The organism is Cupriavidus sp. GW823-FHT06D04 (genome assembly GCF_058795055.1).
On sequence record NZ_JBXAHL010000008.1, the window covers coordinates 29,723 to 48,389 of the forward strand.

An 18,667-nucleotide genomic window follows, 5' to 3' on the forward strand; every position below is an offset into this window, starting at 1 on the left:
CTAGTTTCGCGCGCAACCATCCGGCCGATATAGTTGCGTACACAACTACATCGCAGAGACACCACAGCCCCGCCATGCCAGACTCCACTGCACCCCACGCGGCCGTGCCGCCGGCACCGCCGCCCTCGTCATCGCGCCCATGGCCGCAGCGCGTGCCGGTACTGATTGCCGGCGGCGGCCCGGTCGGCCTGACGCTGGCCGCGTTGCTGGCGCGACAGGGCATAGCCGCGCTGGTGGTGGAAGCCGACGACGGCTACTGCGCCGGCAGCCGGGCCATCTGCATGGCGCGGCGTTCACTGGAGATCCTCGGCTGGGTGGGCGCGGACCGCACCACCATCGAAACCGGCCTGCCGTGGGTAGGCGGGCGCAGCTACTACCGCGATGCCGAGGTGCTGCATTTCCGCATGCCCAGCGAGCCCGGCGAGCGCTTCGCGCCGATGGTCAATATCCAGCAGTACTACCTGGAGGCCTTCGCCCATGACGCCGCGCTGCACGGCGCCGCGCCGGCGGATGTGCGCTTCGGCGCGCGCGTGCAGGCAGTGCGCCAGCACGGCAGCGGCGTCGTGGCCGAGATCCAGACAGGCGCAGGCGTGGTGCAGGTCGACGCGCAATGGCTGGTGGCGTGCGACGGCGGGCGCAGCACCGTGCGCGAGCAACTGGGCCTGCGCATGGAAGGCACCCAGTACGAAGGCCGCTACGTGATCGTCGATATCGTGCAGAAGACGCGGCGCGAGGTGGAGCGGCTGGCCTGGTTCGACTCGCCCTCCAACCCCGGATCGACCATCCTGATGCACCGCCAGCCTGACGACGTCTGGCGCATCGACTACCAGATCCGCGACGACGAAGACCCCGACGAAGCCGTCAAGCCGGAGAACGTGCTGCCACGCGTGCAGAGCCACCTCGACATGATCGGCGAGACCGAGCCGTGGCGCCCGCTGTGGATCTCGATCTACAACGCCAAGTGCCTGACGCTGCAGGACTACCGCCACGGCCGCGTGCTGTTCGCCGGCGACGCCGCGCACCTGGTGCCGATCTTTGGCGTGCGCGGGCTCAACTCCGGGCTGGACGATGCCGGCAACCTGGCCTGGAAGCTGGCGTGGGTGCTGCGCGGCCAGGCGCCCGACAGCCTGCTCGATTCCTATTCGACCGAACGCGTGCATGCCACGCGGCAGAACATCGCCTACGGCGCCAAGAGCACCGAGTTCATGGCGCCGCCCGACTTCGCCTTCCGGCTGATGCGCGAGGCCACGCTGCGTCTGGCGCAGCATGAGCCCGCGGTGCGGTCGCTGATCAATCCGCGGCAGTCCGCACCGATTGCCTATACGGATTCCGCGCTGAACGGTCCCAGCGACTTTGGCGACGACTGCCCTGGCACCGCGCCCGGCCTGCCCGCGCCGGAAATGCGCGTGGCAGGCCCCGACGAGGTCGTGCACCTTACCCAATGCTTCGGTCAACGGTTCACGTTGCTGTACTTCAGCGATGCGCCCACGTTGCCCGAGCCGCTGGCCGCGTTCGCGCACGCGCATCCGGACGCCGTGCAGGCACGCGTGGTGGTCACCGGCGGCAACGTCGCCGGCGCCACGGCGCTGGCCGACGTCGCCGGCCAGGCCCACGCCCGCTACGGCGCACGACCCGGCACGCTCTACCTCATCCGCCCCGATGGCTATGTCCTGGCACGCTGGCGCGAACCGTCATGGGACGCCGTGCGCGCCAGCCTCGACCCCCTGTTGCAAACCGGAGCCCGACATGCAAGCTGAAGACCTCGACCTCGCCTACACCCGCCTTTGCGAGGCCATGGGCCGTGCCGGCGAAGCGCACACCCCGCTGCTATTGGCAATGGTGTGCCTGGGCCTGATGAGCCGGCAGGAGGCGCTGGCGCCGGTGCTGGCGCTGATCGACGAAGCCGAGGCGCACAGCCGGCAATAGGGAACATAGGACACTAGAATGCCGACGCCTGACAAGGACACGCCATGAAGCCACTGCCACGCCTCGAACAGTTCCTGACCTACCGCCTGCACCAGGTCAACAAGCTCAGCGACAAGGACAGCGCCGCCGCCTACCTGGAGCAATGCGGCCTGCCGCTCAGCGAGGGCCGCTGCCTGGCCGCGATCGGCGCCTTTGCGCCGCTGTCGGTCAACGAGCTGGCGCAGGGCGCCAACCTGACCAAGGGCCAGGCCAGCCGCTCGGCGCAGGCGCTGGTGGCGCGCGGGCTGGTCAGCAAGGAGGCCAGCGAGGCCGACGGGCGCGGCGTGGTGCTGTCACTGACTGCACAGGGCAAGCCGCTCTACCGGCAGGCGATCGCGATGATCGCCAGGCGCAATGCGGAGATCTTCGGCTGCCTGAGCGACGCCGAACAGGCGCTGCTGGGCAGCCTGCTCGACCGGCTGGTCGCGCACGCCGGCCAGCAGCACGAAGACGGCGCCGAAGACGCCGGCGCCTGAGCCTTCAGCGGCGCAGGTTGTCCACCTGCACGCGTGCGCCATCGCGGCGCGCGGCGTCGGCCACCTCATTGGTGACCACGGTCTGGCCGATCGGCGCCAGCGCAATGCCGGCCAGCTTCAGGTGCTGGATCGCAAACGGAATGCCGATGATGGTCACGAAGTTGGCGACCGCCGCCATCACGTGGCCGATGGCCAGCCACACGCCGGCAACGACAAACCACAGCACATTGCCGACCAGCCCCAGCGCACCGGTGCCGACATCGTCGCGCCCGGTCAGCTCGCGCCGGCTGATGGCCTGCTTGCCGAACGGGAAGAACGTGAACGTGCCGATCACGAAGCAGGCCTTGCCCCAGGGGATCCCGATGATCGAGATAAAGGCCAGCAGCCCGGCCAGCCACCATGCCAGGCCCATGACCACGCCGCCAAGGATGAACCAGAGGAAGTTGCCGATTGCGCGCATGCCGTTCGTTCACGAGTGAGGAAGAGAACACGCATGATACGCAATGGTGTTGTGCCGGCATGGCGGCGAGGGGGTCGTGGCCGCAAAGCGTACCTGTTTCTGCGTGCCTTGCCGGGACCGGCTGAACGGCGTCGCCGGTCCTTCGGGAAACGCGTTCGAGCCTTGTTTATAGGCATATTGCACTCTGCAAGGCCGGTCGCAAACCCCGCTTCCGCAGGCAAAGCGTACCCGTTTCTGCGTGCCTCCGCGCGTGCTGGCGCCTTCGGCAAGCACGACGCCGCAGCGCTAGAATGTGACGCTGGCCCGCTATCCGCGCGCCAGCCCCCTGGGCAGCCAACACGCTGTCACCCTTCTCCGACTCCACCGTCTACTCCGCTGTCCCCGCCATGAAGCCCACGCTGCTGATCCTGACCCAGATCGCTACCCACCACCGCGACGCCATTGCCGAACGATTCGAGATCCTCTATGCGCCGGACGCGGAAGGCCGCGCCGCGCAGATCGCCACGCAGGGCGAACGCATCCGCGCGGTACTGACCATCGGCTCCACCGGCCTGACCGCGGCGGAGATCGACGCGATGCCGGCACTGGAACTGGTGTGTGCGCTGGGCGCGGGCTTCGAGAATATCGCCGTGGCCCACGCCCGCGCACGCGGCATCGCCGTGGCCAATGGTGCCGGCACCAACGACAGCTGCGTGGCCGACCACGCCTTCGCGCTGCTGCTGGCGACCGTGCGCGCCGTGCCGCAACTGGACGCGGCCACGCGCGCCGGCACCTGGCGCACCGCGCTGCCGCTGCGGCCCAATGTCTCGGGCAAGCGGCTGGGGATCGTTGGGCTAGGCACCATCGGCAGGCGTATTGCCCGGCGCGGCGAAGGCTTCGACCTCGAGATCGGCTATCACAACCGCAAGCCGCGCGAAGACGCGGGGTACCGGTACTTCGACAGCATCGGCGCGCTGGCCGCGTGGGCGGACTACCTGGTGATCGCCACGCCGGGCGGGGCGGGTACGCGGCACCTGGTCGATGCAAGCGTGCTGGCGGCGCTGGGGCCGGCCGGGTTCCTCGTCAATATCGCGCGCGGCAGCGTGGTGGATACCGAGGCGCTGGCTTCAGCGCTGCGCGCCGGCAAGCTTGGCGGGGCTGGGCTGGATGTCTATGAGAGCGAGCCGGCGCCGCCGGTGGTGTTGTTCGACTGTCCTAACGTCGTGCTGACACCGCATGTGGCAGGCTGGTCGCCGGAGGCCATCACGGCGTCCGTGATGCAGTTCCTGGAGAATGCGCGGCGGCATTTTGCGGGGGAGGGGGTGTTGACGCCGGTGGGGTGAGGGGCAAGCTTTTGCATTGGCCAACGGTACGCCGTCGCTCTTGGCTGCGTGGGCTGTTTCGCTGGCGTAGCCGGCGACCTACTTTCTGTCCGAGCGACAGCAGCCCAACCAGCAGCTCAAGACCTACCCGGCCCCAAACACCACCCTCACCCGCAACCCTGGCCCCGCATCCTCCAGCACCACCCGCGCCCCATGCGACTGCGCAATCTCCGCCACGATGGCCAGCCCGAGCCCGCTCCCGCCGGTGGGTGCATCGGCCACCCGATAGAAGCGATCAAACACACGCGCACGCTCTTCAGCGGGTATCCCCGGCCCGTTGTCGCTGACCACCAGTTCAACGGCACGCCCGTCGGCACTGCGACCCACCAGCACATCGATACGGCTTCCGGCAGGGATATAAGCCAGCGCGTTATCCAGCAGGTTGGTCAGCAGGATGCGCAACGCATCCACATCGCCCCGCACCACCGCCGGCGATGTGTCCTCGCTGCCGTCGAGCCCAAGGTCGATATTGCGATCCAGCGCGGCCTGCGCCATGTCCGCGACCACGCTTGCGGCCAGTTGGTGCAGCTCCACCGGTTCGTGCGGAGGAATGGCTGCGCCCGGCTCCTGCCGTGCCAGCGTCAACAGCTGGGTGACCAGGTGGGTCAACCGCTCCAGTCCCTGGCGCAGCTTGCCGATCGCTTCGTCACGCGCTGCGCCGTTCTCAGCCCGTTCCACCAGCTGTGCCTGCAACTGCAGCGCGGCCAGCGGCGTGCGCAGCGCGTGGGCGGCGTCGGCGACGAAGGCGCGCTGGGTGTCGATGGCGTGCGAGAGCCGCGCCAGCAGCTGGTTCAGCGCGGCGCTCAGCGGAGCGATCTCGTCCGGCATCTGGCGCACGGCCAGCGGCGCCAGTGTGTTGGCGTCGCGCGCGCGCACCTCGGTGGCGATTTCGCGCAGCGGGCGCAGGCCGCGCCCCACTGCCATCCACACCAGCCAGCCCAGCAACGGCAGCAGCAACAGCAGCGGCGCCACGGTGCGCAGCGCCATGCGCGCGGCCAGCGTGCGCCGGGCGCTCATCGGCTGCGCGATCTGCACCACGGTGGGCCCGAGCTGCATGCTGTACAGGCGCCATTCGCCCTGCTGCGTGGTCACATTGGAAAAGCCCAGCTCCGCGCGCGCGGGCAGCGCCGGGTGCGAATGCGACAGGTACAGGCTGCGGCCGGAGCCGTCCCAGATATGGATGACCACATCCTCGTCGGCGTGCGCCAGGTCGTCGGGCGCGCCCAGAAAAGGCGGCGCCACCGGGTCGGCGAACTGGCTGGGCAATGCCGCGGCCATCTGCTTCATCTGGTAGTCGAACAGCGCGTTGGCTTCCTGCCGTGCCTGCCCGTAGATCAGCGCCGTGGCGACGGCGATGCCGGCAAGCAGGCCCGCGGCCAGCCACCACAGCAGGGTTCGCTGGATGGAGCGCATCAGGGGGTGTCTCCTTCGCCTGCGGATGCAGCATCCCCATCGAGGCGCGGCACCACGTAGCCCACGCCGCGGATATTGCGGATCAGCGCCGCGCCGAACTTCTTGCGCAGCGCGTGGATATAGACCTCGACGGTATTGCTGCCGACCTCGTCGTCCCAGCCGTACAGCCGCTCCTGCAATTGCGGCACCGACCAGACCTTGCCGGGCCGCGCCATCAACGCGGACAGCAGCGCGAACTCGCGCGCCGACAGCCGCACCGGCTCGCCGCGGTGGGTGGCCTCGCGGGTCGTGGGGTTGAGCACGATGTCGCCGTAGCTGACCAGCGGCTCCGCCCGGCCGGCGGCGCGGCGCGCCAGCGCGTGCATGCGCGCCGCCAGTTCCTGCAGGTCAAAGGGCTTGACCAGGTAATCATCGGCGCCGGCATTGAGCCCCGCGACACGGTCCGCGACGGCATCGCGCGCGGTCAGGATCAGCACCGGCGTCGGCACGCCGCGCGCGCGCAAGGTGCGCAGCACGTCGAGGCCCGGGCGCCGCGGCAGACCGAGGTCGAGCAGAATCAGGTCATAGCACGCCTGGCCGCCCTGCGCGGTGCTGGCCGCGGCCAGGCCCGCGTCGCCGTCGCGCACCCAGTCGACGGTAAAGCCTTCCTGGCGCAGCGCCAGCTTGACGCTGTCGCCGATCATGGCGTCGTCTTCCACCAGCAGCACGCGCATGGCTATGCGTTCCCGCCGGAACCGTCAAGCCGCTCGGCCAGTGCGCGCGCCAGTCCCGGCAGCGCGGGGTGGCTGGCGGTGATGACATAGACCGGCACGGCCTCCAGCCAGCCGCGCATGCGGCCCTTGGCGACGAAGCGTTCGGCAAAGGCCGAGGCCTGCAGCGCCGGCACGAAGCGTGGCAGGATGCCGCCGCCCAGGTAGACCCCGCCACGTGCGCCCAGCACCAGGGCGATGTCGGCCGCAACCGAGCCGAGCAGGCCGAAGAACACCGTCATGGCGCGCTGGCACAGCGGGTCGTGACGCTCGAAGGCGCCGGTGGTGACCTGCTCCGGCAGCAGCGGCGCAAGCAAAAGCGTACCCGTTTCTGCGGCGAGCGCGGCATGGATATGCGACAGGCCGCTGCCGCACAGGAGCCGTTCCGCCGACACCCGGCCGACGTTGCGATGGGCAGCGCGCCAGGCGCCCCATTCGTCGTCAGTGTCGGGCATCAGCTCGATATGGCCGCCTTCGCCGGCCAGCGCCACGGCTGGTCCGCCCGGCACCGGCACCAGGCCGGAAACGCCCAGCCCGGTGCCCGGCCCGATCAGCGCAAGCGGCGCGGTGCGCACCGCGGTGCCGGCGCGCACGGGCACCAGCCCGTCGGCAGGCAGATGCGGCAGGGCCAGCGCCAGCGCGGAGAAGTCGTTGATGGCCACCAGGGTCTGCAGCCCGAGCGCGCGCCGCATGCCGTCGATCGAGAACGACCAGTTGTGGTTGGTCAGCCGGACCTGGTCGCCGGTCACCGGGTTGGCCAGGCCGATCGCCGCGTGGCGCGGCACGGGCTTGCCCGACGCGGCCAGGCCGTCGAGATATTGGCGCAGGGCCGCTTCGAGCGACGGGAAATCGGCCACCTTCAGCGCGGTCACCGGGCCGATCCGCATTGGTGCGGTTTCCAGTGCAAAGCGCACGTTGGTGCCGCCCACATCGCCGAGCAGGCGGGGGAAGTCAGCGCAGGAGGATGCAGTGGTGGCCATGGCGTCGGGTATCGCTCCGCTTGGGAATCAGATCTGTCAGGTCTTGAACACGTCAAGCCCGTGCCGGTGCCGTGACAACACCAGGCTGACCGGCAACGACGGCGCAGGTCCCTGCAGCGCGCGTTCGAGCACCTCGGCCTTGGCTGCGCCGGACACTGACAGGAACACGCGCTCGGCGGCCAGCAGCGCCGCCAGGTTCAGCGTGATGCGGGCATGGGGCGCGACTGACGGGTGCGTGATCACGTAGCCGGGCTGCGGCTCGCTCAGCGCGCTCTGCAGTTCGGGCGCATCCGGGAACAGCGAGGCGGTATGGCCGTCCTCGCCCATGCCCAGCACCACCACGTCGGGCTGGCGAAATGCGCTGTTGGCCCGCGCCACCGCCTGTGCCGGCGCGGCAACGTCCTGCGCATCGGCAATCAGCGGTACGAAGGCGGCGCTGGCAGCGGCCTCGCGCAGCAGGTGCGCGCGCACCAGGGCGGCGTTGCTGTCCGCGTGGTCGGGCGGCACCACGCGCTCGTCGACCAGCGTGATGGTCACCGCCTCCCAGCGCACATGCCGGTGGCGCAGCCGCTCGAACATCGCCACCGGCGAGCGTCCGCCCGAGACCGCCAGCACCGCCCAGCCCTTGACGCGGATGGCCAGCTCCAGCGCATTGCCGATCGAGATGGCCAGCGCCTCGGCCTGGTCCATCGGGGTGGGATGTTCAAACTGGCGCATGATGGTTTCCTTTGCGATTCTGCGGGCGCATGGCTCAGGCTTCCTCGTGCCACAGCCCGCCGTCGCGCGACATCAGCGCCGACGACGCGGCCGGCCCCCAGGTGCCGGCGGTATAGGGTTTGGGCGGCACGGTGCTGGCTTCCCAGGTGTCGATGATAGGTTCGACCCAGCGCCAGGCCTGCACTTGTTCATCACGGCGCACGAACAGGCCCAGCCGGCCGCGGATCACGTCGAGCAGCAGCCGTTCGTAGGCGCCGGCGCGGCGCACCTTGAACGAGTTGGCAAAGTCCAGGTCGAGCGAGGTCGGCGTCAGCTCCAGCGTGTCGCCGGGCTGCTTGACCAGGCAATACAGGCGGATGCTTTCTTCTGGCTGCAGCTGGATCACCAGCCGGTTCTGCGGCGACAGCGTCAGCGGCCGCGGGAAGATCGCGTGCGGCACGTCGCGGAAATGGATCACGATCTCGGCCACGCGGGACTGCATGCGCTTGCCGGTGCGCAGGTAGAACGGCACCCCTTCCCAGCGCCAGTTGGCGATCTCGGCCTTGATCGCGACAAAGGTCTCGGTGCGGCTGTCGGGCGCGATGCCCGCTTCTTCCAGGTAGCCCGGCACCGGCTTGCCGCCGATGGCACCGGAGCGGTACTGGCCGCGCACGGTCTTCTCGGCCACGTCCTGCGGCGTGATCGGCTTAAGCGCCTTCAGGATCTTGATCTTCTCGTCGCGGATGGCATCTTCGCTGAGGCTGGCCGGCGGCTCCATCGCCACCATGCACAAGAGCTGCAGCAAGTGGTTCTGCACCATGTCGCGCAGTGCGCCGGTGCGGTCGTAGAAGTCGCCGCGCGCTTCCACGCCGAGTTCTTCGGCGATGGTGATCTGCACGTCCTGCACCCACTCGCGCCGCCACAGCGGCTCGAACAGCGCGTTGCCAAAGCGGATCGCCATCAGGTTCTGCACCGACTCCTTGCCGAGGTAATGGTCGATGCGGTAGATCTGCTCTTCGGCGAAGAACTTCGCCACTGCGGAGTTGATCGCCTCGTTCGATTCGAGGTCATGCCCCAGCGGTTTTTCCAGCACGATGCGCACGTTGGGCGCCTGGCGCGTGTTCAGGCCGGTGCGTGCCAGCTGCTCGCAGATCGACACGAACAGGTGCGGTGCGGTGGCGAGATAGCACACCACCACTTCAGGCTTGCGTGCCAGCACCTGCTCCGCCAGCGCATCGAAATGCGCGGGCACGCGTGCGTCGGCCTGCACGTAGACAATGCGCGCGCAGAACTTGTCCCATGACTCGGGCGGCGCATGGGCCAGCCCGGGGCGCACGGTCTGTTCCAGCGAGGCGAGGTAGTCCGCGGTAGAGAGCGGCAGGCTGCCGGTGGCGAGGATGCGTGCGGCCGGATGCAGCAGGCCGGCGTGGTGCGCATCGAACAGGGAAGGCAGCAGCTTGCGCCGCGCCAGGTCGCCGGTGCCGCCGAACAGCACCATGTCGAAATCAGGCATGCTCACCCTGGGACTCCTTGTGCGGTTGAGGACCCGCCATGGGCGGGTTTGCATGGTGGCAAGTTTACGTGACTCGCCCCGGCTTGGCGAGGCGCAGGCTGCGGCACATGCCGCGGCAAATGCATGACCCGGGCCCAAAGCGTACCCGTTTCTGCGTGCATCGGTCAGTGCACCGTGCGGTACGCGGCAAAGTGCGCTAGGCTGAAAGCTCCCCCGCAGGAGAACCCCATGCCACGTCATCCAGTGCTCGAGCGGGTCACCGCCCGCATCGTCTCCCGCAGCGCCGCCTCGCGCCAGGCGTACCTTGACCGCACCCGCGCCATGGCCGGGCAGAAGGTCGAACGCGCGCAGCTTTCCTGTACCAACCTGGCCCATGCGGTGGCTGCCATGCCTGACGCCGCGAAGATTCGTCTGAAGGCCGACGAGCGGCCCAACCTGGCGATCGTCTCGGCCTACAACGACATGCTGTCGGCGCACCAGCCGCTGGCGGCTTTCCCCCAGTGGCTCAAGGAAGCGGCGCTCGAGGCCGGCGGCACCGCGCAGTTTGCCGGCGGCACGCCCGCGATGTGCGACGGCGTCACGCAGGGCCAGGACGGCATGGACCTGTCGCTGTTCTCGCGCGATGTGATTGCGCTGGCCACGGCAGTGGCGCTGTCGCACCAGATGTTCGATGCCGCGCTGTACCTGGGCGTGTGCGACAAGATCGTGCCCGGGCTGGTGATGGGCGCGCTGTCGTTCGGCCACCTGCCGGCCGTCTTCGTGCCGGGCGGGCCCATGACCACCGGCATCAGCAACGACGAAAAGGCGCACACGCGCCAGCTCTACGCCGAAGGCAAGATCGGCCGCAAGGAACTGCTCGAGGCCGAGACCCGCTCCTATCACGGCCCCGGCACCTGCACCTTCTACGGCACTGCTAATTCCAACCAGATGCTGATGGAAATGATGGGCCTGCACCTGCCGGGCACGGCCTTCGTCAACCCCAACACGCCGCTGCGTGAGGCGCTCACGCGCGAGGCCGCGCGCCAGGCGCTGAAGCTGGTGCACGGCGGCGAGCGCTATACGCCGGTGGCCGAGGTGTTGGACGAGCGCGCCTTCGTCAACGGCATCGTCGGGCTGCTGGCCACCGGCGGCTCCACCAACCACACGCTGCACCTGATCGCGATGGCGCGCGTGGCCGGCATCGTGCTGGGCTGGGACGACTTTGACGAGCTCTCGGCCGTGGTGCCGCTGCTGGCCCGCGTGTACCCGAACGGCAAGGCCGACGTGAACCAGTTCCAGGCGGCCGGCGGGCTGCCCGTGGTGATCCGCGGGCTGCTGTCGCTGGGCCTGGTGCATGACGACGTGACCACCATCGTCGGCCGCGGGCTGCAGGATTACACGCGCGAACCCGTGCTGCGCGACGGCAAGCTGACGTGGATCGACGGCCCGGCCGCGCCGCTCGATGACAGCATCGTGCGTGGCGCCGACGCGCCCTTTGCGCCGGACGGCGGCATCAAGGTGCTGGACGGCAAGCTGGGCCGCGCGGTGATCAAGACCTCGGCGGTCAAGGCCGAGCACCAGGTGGTGGAGGCACCGGCGATCGTGTTCGAGCATCAGGACGATGTGCTGCACGCATTCAAGCGCGGCGAGCTGGAGCGCGACTTCGTTGCGGTGCTGCCGTGGCAGGGCCCGGCCTCGTGCGGCATGCCCGAGTTGCACAAGCTCACGCCCACGCTGACGGTGCTGCAGGACCGCGGCTTCCATGTGGCGCTGGTAACCGACGGGCGCATGTCGGGCGCGTCGGGCAAGGTGCCGGCAGCCATCCATGTCTGCCCCGAGGCGCTGCACGGAGGCTCGATCGGGCGCGTGCGCAGCGGCGACATGATGCGCGTGGATGCGCCCGCGGGCGTGCTCGACGTGCTGGTGCCGGATGACGAATGGCAGGCGCGCGCGCCTGCCCGTCCGGACCTGAGCGCCAATCGCCACGGCGTGGGCCGCGACCTGTTCGCCACCTTCCGCCGCCATGTCAGCACTGCGGAAAGCGGTGCCTGCACGCTGTTTTCGGACGAGGGCGACGAAAACAATCTGCAGCGCTAGCCCAGGTGCTGTACCGGCTGGCGCGGCGCCGCGCCGGTCGGGTGCGGCGCGCCCGCCGCTGGCGCGCTGTCGGCCACCTTCACCGCACCCGGCACCGAAGCGGCGCCCGGCACGTGCAATTCCTGGATCGGCACCGCCAGCTTGCTGCCGGCCTGTTCCAGCGCGTGCTTGATGCGCTCGTAGAACGCGAAACGCACGTTCCAGTAGTCGTCATTCGAGGTCCAGTAGCGCACGTTCAGCGTGATGCCCTGCTGCGTGTAGTTGACCACCATGGTCTCGGGCGTGGGGTCGGCCAGCAGGCGCGGCTCGCGCGCGAGCATTGCGCGCAGCGCTTCCAGGCTGCGCTGCACATCGCTGTCGAAGGTCACCGTGGCTTCGATGTCAGCGCGCCGCGTGGCGTTCTCGCTGTAGTTGGTGATGGCGCTGCCCCACAGCTTGCCGTTGGGCACGCGCAGGCACACGCCGTCGAAGGTGGTCAACTCAGTCATGAAGAGGCCGGTCTCGCGCACGGTGCCGGCCACCCCCTGCGCATCGATGTACTGGCCTACGCGGAACGGCCGCAGCAGCACCAGCATGATGCCGGCGGCAATATTCTGCAGGGTGCCCTGCAGCGCCAGCCCGATGGCCAGGCCCGCGGCGCCCAGCATGGCGATGATGCTGGCGGTCTGCACCCCGAACTGCGACAGCACCAGCACGATGGTCAGCACGCGCACCATCCATTGCAGCGCGTTGGCCAGCAGCGGGCGCATGGTTTCGTCCACGTGCGTGCGGCTGAGCGCGCGCCGGGCCGCCCGGCCCACGCGGGCCGACAGCCACCAGCCGGCCATCAGGATCAGGATGGCTGCCAGGCAGTTCATGCCCTGGTTGATGGCGAACTGGACCAGGTAGGTCCAGCCCGCCTCCAGCTTGTTGGCATCGATGAAGTTCAGGTCCATGGGAGCGGCTCCGTTTGCGGTTGTTATTGAGGAGACAGGCGGTGCTGCGTACCCGTTTCTGCGTGCGGCAGCGGGCTGCCAGGTTACCCTCAGGCGGCTGGCAGAAAACTTCCCGCCGGGGAAATTGCCGTACGTTGCAAACGCGATGTAAGACGATCACCGACAATGCCGACACGGCAACCCAGTTAGGGAGACAAATAAGGCGGGAATTGGTTTCCGGCGATTGCGGTTCGCGCTTGCGTGCCGACGCGCCAGCCCTTGTGCAATCAAGGCTGGCGGCGGATCAGAAAAATCCGAGCGAGGGAGGGACCAGGAGCAGCCAGGCCAAGCCTGGTGCGGCGGGCCAGCTGTGCTGGCACAACTTTCAGCGACGAAAGTTGGCGAAGGGGTGTCGGCGATACCGCCGTGCGGGCACCGGCAGGGACGCAGAAACGGGTACGCTCCCTGCCCTGCCCCGGCAACGGGTCAGGCAGGATGGTCGTGCAGCCGGTCGCGCGCGGCCAGCGCAGGAAAGAACCGCATCCACAGCGCCACCACCAGCAGCGTGCCGACGCCGCCCAGGATCACCGCGCCCACCGGGCCCAGCAATGCCGCGGTGACGCCGGACTCGAACTCGCCCAGCTGGTTCGAGGCGCCGATAAACACCGAATTGACGGCACCCACGCGCCCGCGCATGTCGTCCGGGGTGTCGAGCTGGACCAGTGTGGAGCGCACCACCACGCTGATCATGTCCGAGGCCCCCAGCACCACCAGCGCCACCATCGACAACGGCAGCCAGGTCGATACGCCGAACACCACGGTAGCCACCCCGAACAGCGCCACCGCGCCGAACATGATGCGCCCGGCGCGCCGGTTCAGCGGATGGCGCGCCAGCCACAGCGCCATCACCAGCGCGCCGACTGCCGGCGACGAACGCAGCAGCCCCAGGCCCCACGGGCCGGTGTGCAGGATGTCGCGCGCGTAGATCGGCAGCAGTGCCACGGCGCCGCCCAGCAGCACCGCGAACAGGTCCAGCGAAATCGCGCCCAGCAGCACCGGGCGGCTGCGGATATAGGCAAACCCCGCAAACACCGTTCGCACGCTGACCGGCGCCGTCAGGCGCTGCGCGGCCTGGCGCAGCGTGATGCCGCTTACCAGCACGGCAGCAATGGCAAAGAGCGTGGCACTCAGCCCATAGACCACGCCCGGCCCGGCCACGTAGGCAAAGCCGCCGATGGCCGGGCCGATGATGATGGCGGCCTGCCCGGCGGAACTGGCCAGCGCCACCGCGCGCGGCAGCTGGCGTGGCGTCACCACGCTGGGCAGCAGCGCCTGCAGCGTGGGGGTCTCGAACGCGCGCGTGGCGCCGATCAGCGCGACGAAGACAAAGATGTGATGGCTGTCGATCCATCCGCTCAGGCTGGCCACGGCCATGCCGGCGGCCAGCAGCGCCTCGATGGCCTGGCAGGTGCGCACGATGCGGCGCCGGTCGAAGCGGTCGGCCACGTGCCCCGACATCAGGATCAGCACCACCGACGGCAGGAACTGCACCAGCCCGACCATGCCGAGCATCAGCGGGTCGCGGGTCAGGTCATACATCTGCCAGCCGACCGCCACCGTAAAGATCTGGTAGCCAATCGTGGTGCACAGGCGTGCGAACCAGTAACGGCGGAAAACGGCGTCGCCGAAGACGCTGTCCGGCGCGGCGGCCTGGACGGTGGCAGGGGAAGACATGGATACGGGAGGGAGGCGGAGATGGCTGCGCACCGCACAGCGCCGCCGTGCCATTGAGGACGCCACGACAGCCTTTGCAGTGCACAAAGGCAAGATTCTAAAGCGCCTGCTGAATACCTGCATACAGATGCCCACACGCGCACACCTACCGAAAAAATCGTTGGTAATTCACCTCTTCTAGGTGTCCGGATGTCTGCACATTGATGCACAGAAACCACAATCCCGGGCGGCGGGTGCTGGCCGTTTCGCTTCTGAGAATCACTCGCATTTATAATCGCGGCCCATTGGCGCGGCCGCCCACGACGTCCCTCCCCTTGGCTTGCGGAACGCGCTGCTTCTCAGGAATCTCATCTTGCAGCCCGCTTTCCGCCTTTCCGGGGGTGCCATCGGCGCCGCCCTGCTGTTCGCCCAGCTTGCCGCCCTGCCGGCCCACGCCGCTGATCCCGCACCTGTCTCCGCGCCTGCCGCCAACCCCGAAGCCACGCTGAACACCGTCACCGTGGTCGGCAACTGGCTGGAGAACGCCAACGAGGCCAAGGTGCTGGAGCACCCCGGCGCGCGTACCATCGTCGACCGCGAGACCTTCCAGGAAGCCGGCGCCAACAATGTGCGCGAGGTGCTGCGCCGCATCCCGGGCGTGCAGGTGCAGGAGAACAACGGCACCGGCGGCAGCGATGTGTCGCTCAACGTGGGCGTGCGCGGGCTGACCTCGCGCCTGTCGCCGCGCTCGACCATCCTGATGGACGGCGTGCCGCTGGCAGTCGCGCCCTACGGCCAGCCGCAGCTGTCGATGGCGCCGCTGTCGCTGGGCAACCTGGAAACCATCGACGTGGTGCGCGGCGCCGGCTCGGTGCGCTACGGCCCGCAGAACGTGGGCGGCATCATCAACTTCGTGACGCGCCCGGTCCCGAAGCTGTTTGCGGCCGATGCATCGGTATCGACCGACATCTACAGCCATGGCGGCAGCGTCAAGACCAACCCGACCGCATTCATCGGCGGCACCAACGACAACGGCCTGGGCGGCGCGTTGCTGTACTCGGGCATCCATGGCAACGGCTATCGCGAGAGCAACGACCACGTCAATATCGACGACCTGATGCTCAAGGGCGCGTACCGGATCTCGAAGACCGATGAACTGAGCGCGGCCTTCCACTACTACGAGGGCAGGGCCGGCATGCCCGGCGGCCTGACTTCGGCCCAGTATGCGGCCGACCCGTTCCAGTCGGTGCGGCCCTACGACAATTTCGACGGCCGCCGCAGCGACTTCAGCCTGAAGTACAGCCACAACGACAACAACCGCAAGTTCGAGGTGCTGACGTACTACACCGACAGCTTCCGCGGCAGCAATATCGAGCAGCAAGGCACCGGCGCGCAGGCCAACCTGCGCCGCCTGACCGCGGCGCCGCGCAACTACCATACGTTCGCGATCGAGCCGCGCTACTCGCAGCTGTTCCGCGGCGAGAGCATGAGCCACGAGGTCAGCGTCGGCTACCGCTTCCTGCGCGAAGCCAGCGACGAAAAGGCATCGCGCACGCTGTTCTACACCCCGGGCACCGTCGACCCCACCACACTGCCGTCACCGGTGTACCAGTCGCGCACGGGCGGCACCACCGCCAATGCGGTCTATCTCGACGACACCATCAACGTCGGCAGCTGGACCATCACGCCGGGCTTGCGCTACGAGTTCATCCGGTCGTACGTGACCGACAACTTCAGCGGCGCGCGCAACGACGTCTCGTCCAACGAGCCGCTGCCGTCGCTGGCGGTGATGTACCACGTCAGCGACCAGTGGAAGCTGTTCGCCAATGCCGGCGTCTCGTTCGGGCCGCTGCAGTACTTCCAGATCGCGCAGACCACCAACGGCCTGACCCCCGAGAAGGCCAAGACGTATGAGGTCGGCACGCACTTCAACGCCAACGGCTGGGGCGGCGAGCTGACGCTGTTCAATATCGATTTCGACGACGAGCTGCAGCTGCGCGGCGGCACCGGCGGCGCGCCGGATGCGTGGACCAACCTCGGCGCCACCACCCACCGCGGCGTGGAATCGTCGCTGCGCTATGACTTCGGCGCGCTCGACAAGTCGCTGGCCGGCCTGTCGGCGTACGCGACCTACACCTTCACCGAAGCCACCTACAACCAGGGCAACTTCGCCGGGCGCGACCTGCCGTTCTATTCGCGCCACGTGGCCACCGTAGGCATGCGCTATGCGCGCAACCGCTGGGCGCTCAATGTCGATGGCTTTGCCCAGTCGAAGCAGCATTCGCCGGGCGATCCGAGCACGTCGACCAGCTACCAGACGGCGGAAAGCGCAAACGGTGCGCTGGGCGATATCCCGGGTTATGCGCTGCTGAACATGCGGCTGGGCTATGACTTCGGCAAGTCGGCGCAGAATCTGAAGGTTGCGGTCGGGGTGAAGAACGTGTTCGACAAGCGCTATTTCACGCGCTCGACGGACAACAATGCGGGCAAGTATGTGGGGATGCCGCGGACGTTCTATATCCAGGCGTCGCTGGCGTATTGAGGCGCTGTTCAGCGCCACCGCCCCCTTCAGGAATACAAAACGGCTCGCCAAGGCGAGCCGTTTTGCACGTTCAGCGATGGGATCGTTAGACGATCTCGCGCGTCTCCAGGAACTGCAGCTCCGGGAACCGCTCCTGCGTCAGCCTCAGGTTCACCATGCTCGGCGCCAGATACACATGGTCGCCCGCGCCATCCAGCGCCACGTTATGCCCCGCCTTGGCGATCAGCTTCTCGATCTCCGCGGGCGCGCCCTTGAGCCAGCGCGCGGTCGCGCATTCATGCGATTCGAAAATGGCATCGACGCCGTACTCATGCTCGAGCCGGTGCGCGACCACGTCGAACTGCAGGATACCGACCGCGCCCAGCACCAGGTCGTTAGAGGCAAGCGGGCGGAACATCTGCGTGGCGCCCTCCTCGGCCAGCTGCTGCAAACCCTTCTGCAGCTGCTTGACCTTGAGCGGGTTGTTCAGGCGCGCGCGGCGGAAGAATTCTGGCGCAAATGACGGGATGCCGGTGAACTTGAGCGGCTCGCCCTCGGTGAAGACATCGCCCAGACGGATGGTGCCGTGGTTGGGCACGCCGATGATGTCGCCGGCGTAGGCTTCTTCCGTCGTGTTGCGGTCCTGCGCCATGAAGGTGATGGCGTTGTTGATCGCCACGGTCTTGCCGGCGGACACGTGCAGCAGCTTCATGCCGCGCTCGAAACGGCCCGAGCACACGCGCACGAAAGCGATGCGGTCGCGGTGGCGCGGATCCATATTGGCCTGGATCTTGAAGACGAAGCCGGTGAACTTGGGCTCCTGCGGCTCGACCACGCGCGAATCCGTATTGCGCGCCAGCGGCGGCGGCGACAGCTCGCACAGCGCATCCAGCAGCGACTGCACGCCGAAGTTGTTGATGGCCGAACCAAAGTAGACCGGGGTCTGCTTGCCGTTGAGGAACGCATCCTTGTCGAAAGTGTGCGAGGCACCGCGCACCAGCTCGATCTCGATGCGCAGCTCTTCGGCCTGGCTGCCCAGGATGCGGTCCAGCTCCGGGTTGTCCAGCCCGTCCAGGATCGCGGCCGTGCCCTTCTCGCCGTGCGGATCGAACAGCTGCACCTTGTCATCGATCAGGTGGTACACGCCGCGGAAGGCCTTGCCCATGCCGATCGGCCAGGTCATCGGCGCGCACTGGATCTGCAGCACCTCCTCGATCTCGTCGAGCAGCTCGATCGGCGAACGGCCTTCGCGGTCGAGCTTGTTGATGAAGGTGAGGATTGGCGTGTCGCGCAGGCGGCAGACGTTGAGCAGCTTGATGGTCTGCGCTTCCACGCCGTTGACCGAGTCGATCACCATCACCGCGGAGTCCACCGCGGTCAGCGTGCGGTAGGTGTCTTCAGAGAAGTCCTCGTGGCCCGGGGTGTCGAGCAGGTTGACGATATTCTCCTGCGCCTTGCCATTAGCGGTCTCCCGGCGGTAGGGGAACTGCATCACCGACGAGGTCACCGAGATGCCGCGCTGCTTTTCCAGCTCCATCCAGTCCGAGGTGGCGTGGCGGTCGGCCTTGCGCGCGCGCACTTCGCCCGCGACCTGGATGGCGCCGCCGAACCACAGCAGCTTTTCGGTCAGGGTGGTCTTGCCCGCATCGGGGTGGGAGATGATGGCAAAGGTGCGTCGACGCGCAATTTCAGAAACGAGCGAGCTCACGGCAGCGGAGTTTGACTGGGAAATATTGGATGGCCCGGCGGGCGGCCGGGCCAGGGCCGGCAGCGCCCGCAGGCGATGGCGGGGCCGGGCTCTGCGGGCACGCGAAGGGAATGGGGCGCTAT

Annotated in this window: 15 protein-coding genes; 6 read left to right on the forward strand and 9 right to left on the reverse strand. The window is 68.3% G+C overall.

Going from position 1 to position 18,667, the window contains the following annotated elements; all coding sequences use genetic code 11:
* The first annotated feature begins 74 nt into the window (after nucleotides 1–74).
* Genes AC1Q7H_RS12990 through AC1Q7H_RS13000 form a run of 3 tightly spaced genes read left to right on the forward strand, consistent with a single transcriptional unit; the run spans nucleotide 75 to nucleotide 2,441 of the window.
* Nucleotides 75–1,757 (forward strand): FAD-dependent oxidoreductase, encoded by a 1,683-nt coding sequence (locus tag AC1Q7H_RS12990; protein WP_492381378.1) that lies wholly within the window; start codon nucleotides 75–77, stop codon nucleotides 1,755–1,757.
* Nucleotides 1,747–1,926: a hypothetical protein gene (locus AC1Q7H_RS12995; RefSeq protein ID WP_013954080.1), complete on the forward strand. Its 180-nt coding sequence runs from the start codon at nucleotides 1,747–1,749 to the stop codon at nucleotides 1,924–1,926. The genes AC1Q7H_RS12990 and AC1Q7H_RS12995 overlap by 11 nt, the downstream gene beginning before the upstream one ends.
* A gap of 44 nt (nucleotides 1,927–1,970) precedes the next feature.
* The gene (locus tag AC1Q7H_RS13000) at nucleotides 1,971–2,441 is read left to right on the forward strand and encodes a MarR family winged helix-turn-helix transcriptional regulator (protein WP_013954081.1); all 471 of its coding nucleotides are present in this window, start codon (nucleotides 1,971–1,973) and stop codon (nucleotides 2,439–2,441) included.
* Nucleotides 2,442–2,445: 4 nt separating this feature from the next.
* Here the strand turns inward: AC1Q7H_RS13000 and AC1Q7H_RS13005 are convergent, their stop codons facing one another.
* Nucleotides 2,446–2,901, reverse strand: coding sequence for a YccF domain-containing protein (locus tag AC1Q7H_RS13005; RefSeq protein ID WP_013954082.1), 456 nt, complete (start codon nucleotides 2,899–2,901; stop codon nucleotides 2,446–2,448).
* A 386-nt stretch (nucleotides 2,902–3,287) separates the two neighbouring features.
* On the opposite strand from AC1Q7H_RS13005, the gene AC1Q7H_RS13010 reads away from it, so the two are divergent.
* Nucleotides 3,288–4,223, forward strand: a complete 936-nt coding sequence (locus tag AC1Q7H_RS13010) for a 2-hydroxyacid dehydrogenase (RefSeq protein WP_013954083.1) — start codon at nucleotides 3,288–3,290, stop codon at nucleotides 4,221–4,223.
* A 123-nt stretch (nucleotides 4,224–4,346) separates the two neighbouring features.
* Here AC1Q7H_RS13010 and AC1Q7H_RS13015 read toward each other — a convergent pair whose 3' ends face one another.
* The 5 genes from AC1Q7H_RS13015 to zwf are packed head-to-tail and all read right to left on the reverse strand — an operon-like array spanning nucleotide 4,347 to nucleotide 9,613.
* A complete protein-coding gene (locus AC1Q7H_RS13015) occupies nucleotides 4,347–5,675 on the reverse strand; it encodes a sensor histidine kinase (RefSeq protein ID WP_153954300.1) in 1,329 nt (442 codons plus the stop codon).
* Nucleotides 5,675–6,388, reverse strand: a complete 714-nt coding sequence (locus AC1Q7H_RS13020; protein WP_153954301.1) for a response regulator transcription factor — start codon at nucleotides 6,386–6,388, stop codon at nucleotides 5,675–5,677. The genes AC1Q7H_RS13015 and AC1Q7H_RS13020 overlap by 1 nt, the downstream gene beginning before the upstream one ends.
* Nucleotides 6,389–6,390: 2 nt before the next feature.
* Nucleotides 6,391–7,404 carry a glucokinase gene (gene glk, locus AC1Q7H_RS13025; RefSeq protein ID WP_492381379.1) on the reverse strand — a complete coding sequence of 338 codons (1,014 nt, stop codon included), beginning with the start codon at nucleotides 7,402–7,404 and terminating at the stop codon, nucleotides 6,391–6,393.
* Between the two features lie 36 nt (nucleotides 7,405–7,440).
* A complete protein-coding gene (gene pgl / locus AC1Q7H_RS13030; protein ID WP_211979510.1) occupies nucleotides 7,441–8,121 on the reverse strand; it encodes a 6-phosphogluconolactonase in 681 nt (226 codons plus the stop codon).
* 34 nt (nucleotides 8,122–8,155) lie between these two features.
* Nucleotides 8,156–9,613: a glucose-6-phosphate dehydrogenase gene (gene zwf, locus AC1Q7H_RS13035; protein ID WP_211982230.1), complete on the reverse strand. Its 1,458-nt coding sequence runs from the start codon at nucleotides 9,611–9,613 to the stop codon at nucleotides 8,156–8,158.
* A 228-nt stretch (nucleotides 9,614–9,841) separates the two neighbouring features.
* On the opposite strand from zwf, the gene edd reads away from it, so the two are divergent.
* Nucleotides 9,842–11,689, forward strand: coding sequence for a phosphogluconate dehydratase (gene edd / locus AC1Q7H_RS13040; RefSeq protein ID WP_492381380.1), 1,848 nt, complete (start codon nucleotides 9,842–9,844; stop codon nucleotides 11,687–11,689).
* Here the strand turns inward: edd and AC1Q7H_RS13045 are convergent.
* Nucleotides 11,686–12,624, reverse strand: coding sequence for a mechanosensitive ion channel family protein (locus AC1Q7H_RS13045; protein WP_211979512.1), 939 nt, complete (start codon nucleotides 12,622–12,624; stop codon nucleotides 11,686–11,688). The two genes, edd and AC1Q7H_RS13045, sit on opposite strands and share 4 nt — an antisense overlap.
* Nucleotides 12,625–13,089: 465 nt before the next feature.
* Nucleotides 13,090–14,337, reverse strand: coding sequence for an MFS transporter (locus tag AC1Q7H_RS13050; protein WP_010811158.1), 1,248 nt, complete (start codon nucleotides 14,335–14,337; stop codon nucleotides 13,090–13,092).
* A gap of 352 nt (nucleotides 14,338–14,689) precedes the next feature.
* Between AC1Q7H_RS13050 and AC1Q7H_RS13055 the strand changes: the two genes are divergently transcribed.
* Nucleotides 14,690–16,858, forward strand: a complete 2,169-nt coding sequence (locus AC1Q7H_RS13055; protein ID WP_041228759.1) for a TonB-dependent receptor family protein — start codon at nucleotides 14,690–14,692, stop codon at nucleotides 16,856–16,858.
* A gap of 85 nt (nucleotides 16,859–16,943) precedes the next feature.
* On the opposite strand, the gene AC1Q7H_RS13060 is transcribed toward AC1Q7H_RS13055, so the two are convergent.
* Nucleotides 16,944–18,545 carry a peptide chain release factor 3 gene (locus AC1Q7H_RS13060; protein ID WP_211979513.1) on the reverse strand — a complete coding sequence of 534 codons (1,602 nt, stop codon included), beginning with the start codon at nucleotides 18,543–18,545 and terminating at the stop codon, nucleotides 16,944–16,946.
* Nucleotides 18,546–18,667: the final 122 nt, after the last annotated feature.

Excerpts from the sequence above, each read along its gene's own strand:
- AC1Q7H_RS12990 (WP_492381378.1), top strand. The coding sequence starts at position 75 with ATGCCAGACTCCACTGCACCCCACGCGGCCGTGCCGCCGGCACCGCCG.
- AC1Q7H_RS12995 (WP_013954080.1), top strand. The coding sequence starts at position 1,747 with ATGCAAGCTGAAGACCTCGACCTCGCCTACACCCGCCTTTGCGAGGCC.
- AC1Q7H_RS13000 (WP_013954081.1), top strand. The coding sequence starts at position 1,971 with ATGAAGCCACTGCCACGCCTCGAACAGTTCCTGACCTACCGCCTGCAC.
- AC1Q7H_RS13005 (WP_013954082.1), bottom strand. The coding sequence starts at position 2,901 with ATGCGCGCAATCGGCAACTTCCTCTGGTTCATCCTTGGCGGCGTGGTC.
- AC1Q7H_RS13010 (WP_013954083.1), top strand. The coding sequence starts at position 3,288 with ATGAAGCCCACGCTGCTGATCCTGACCCAGATCGCTACCCACCACCGC.
- AC1Q7H_RS13015 (WP_153954300.1), bottom strand. The coding sequence starts at position 5,675 with ATGCGCTCCATCCAGCGAACCCTGCTGTGGTGGCTGGCCGCGGGCCTG.
- AC1Q7H_RS13020 (WP_153954301.1), bottom strand. The coding sequence starts at position 6,388 with ATGCGCGTGCTGCTGGTGGAAGACGACGCCATGATCGGCGACAGCGTC.
- glk (WP_492381379.1), bottom strand. The coding sequence starts at position 7,404 with ATGGCCACCACTGCATCCTCCTGCGCTGACTTCCCCCGCCTGCTCGGC.
- pgl (WP_211979510.1), bottom strand. The coding sequence starts at position 8,121 with ATGCGCCAGTTTGAACATCCCACCCCGATGGACCAGGCCGAGGCGCTG.
- zwf (WP_211982230.1), bottom strand. The coding sequence starts at position 9,613 with ATGCCTGATTTCGACATGGTGCTGTTCGGCGGCACCGGCGACCTGGCG.
- edd (WP_492381380.1), top strand. The coding sequence starts at position 9,842 with ATGCCACGTCATCCAGTGCTCGAGCGGGTCACCGCCCGCATCGTCTCC.
- AC1Q7H_RS13045 (WP_211979512.1), bottom strand. The coding sequence starts at position 12,624 with ATGGACCTGAACTTCATCGATGCCAACAAGCTGGAGGCGGGCTGGACC.
- AC1Q7H_RS13050 (WP_010811158.1), bottom strand. The coding sequence starts at position 14,337 with ATGTCTTCCCCTGCCACCGTCCAGGCCGCCGCGCCGGACAGCGTCTTC.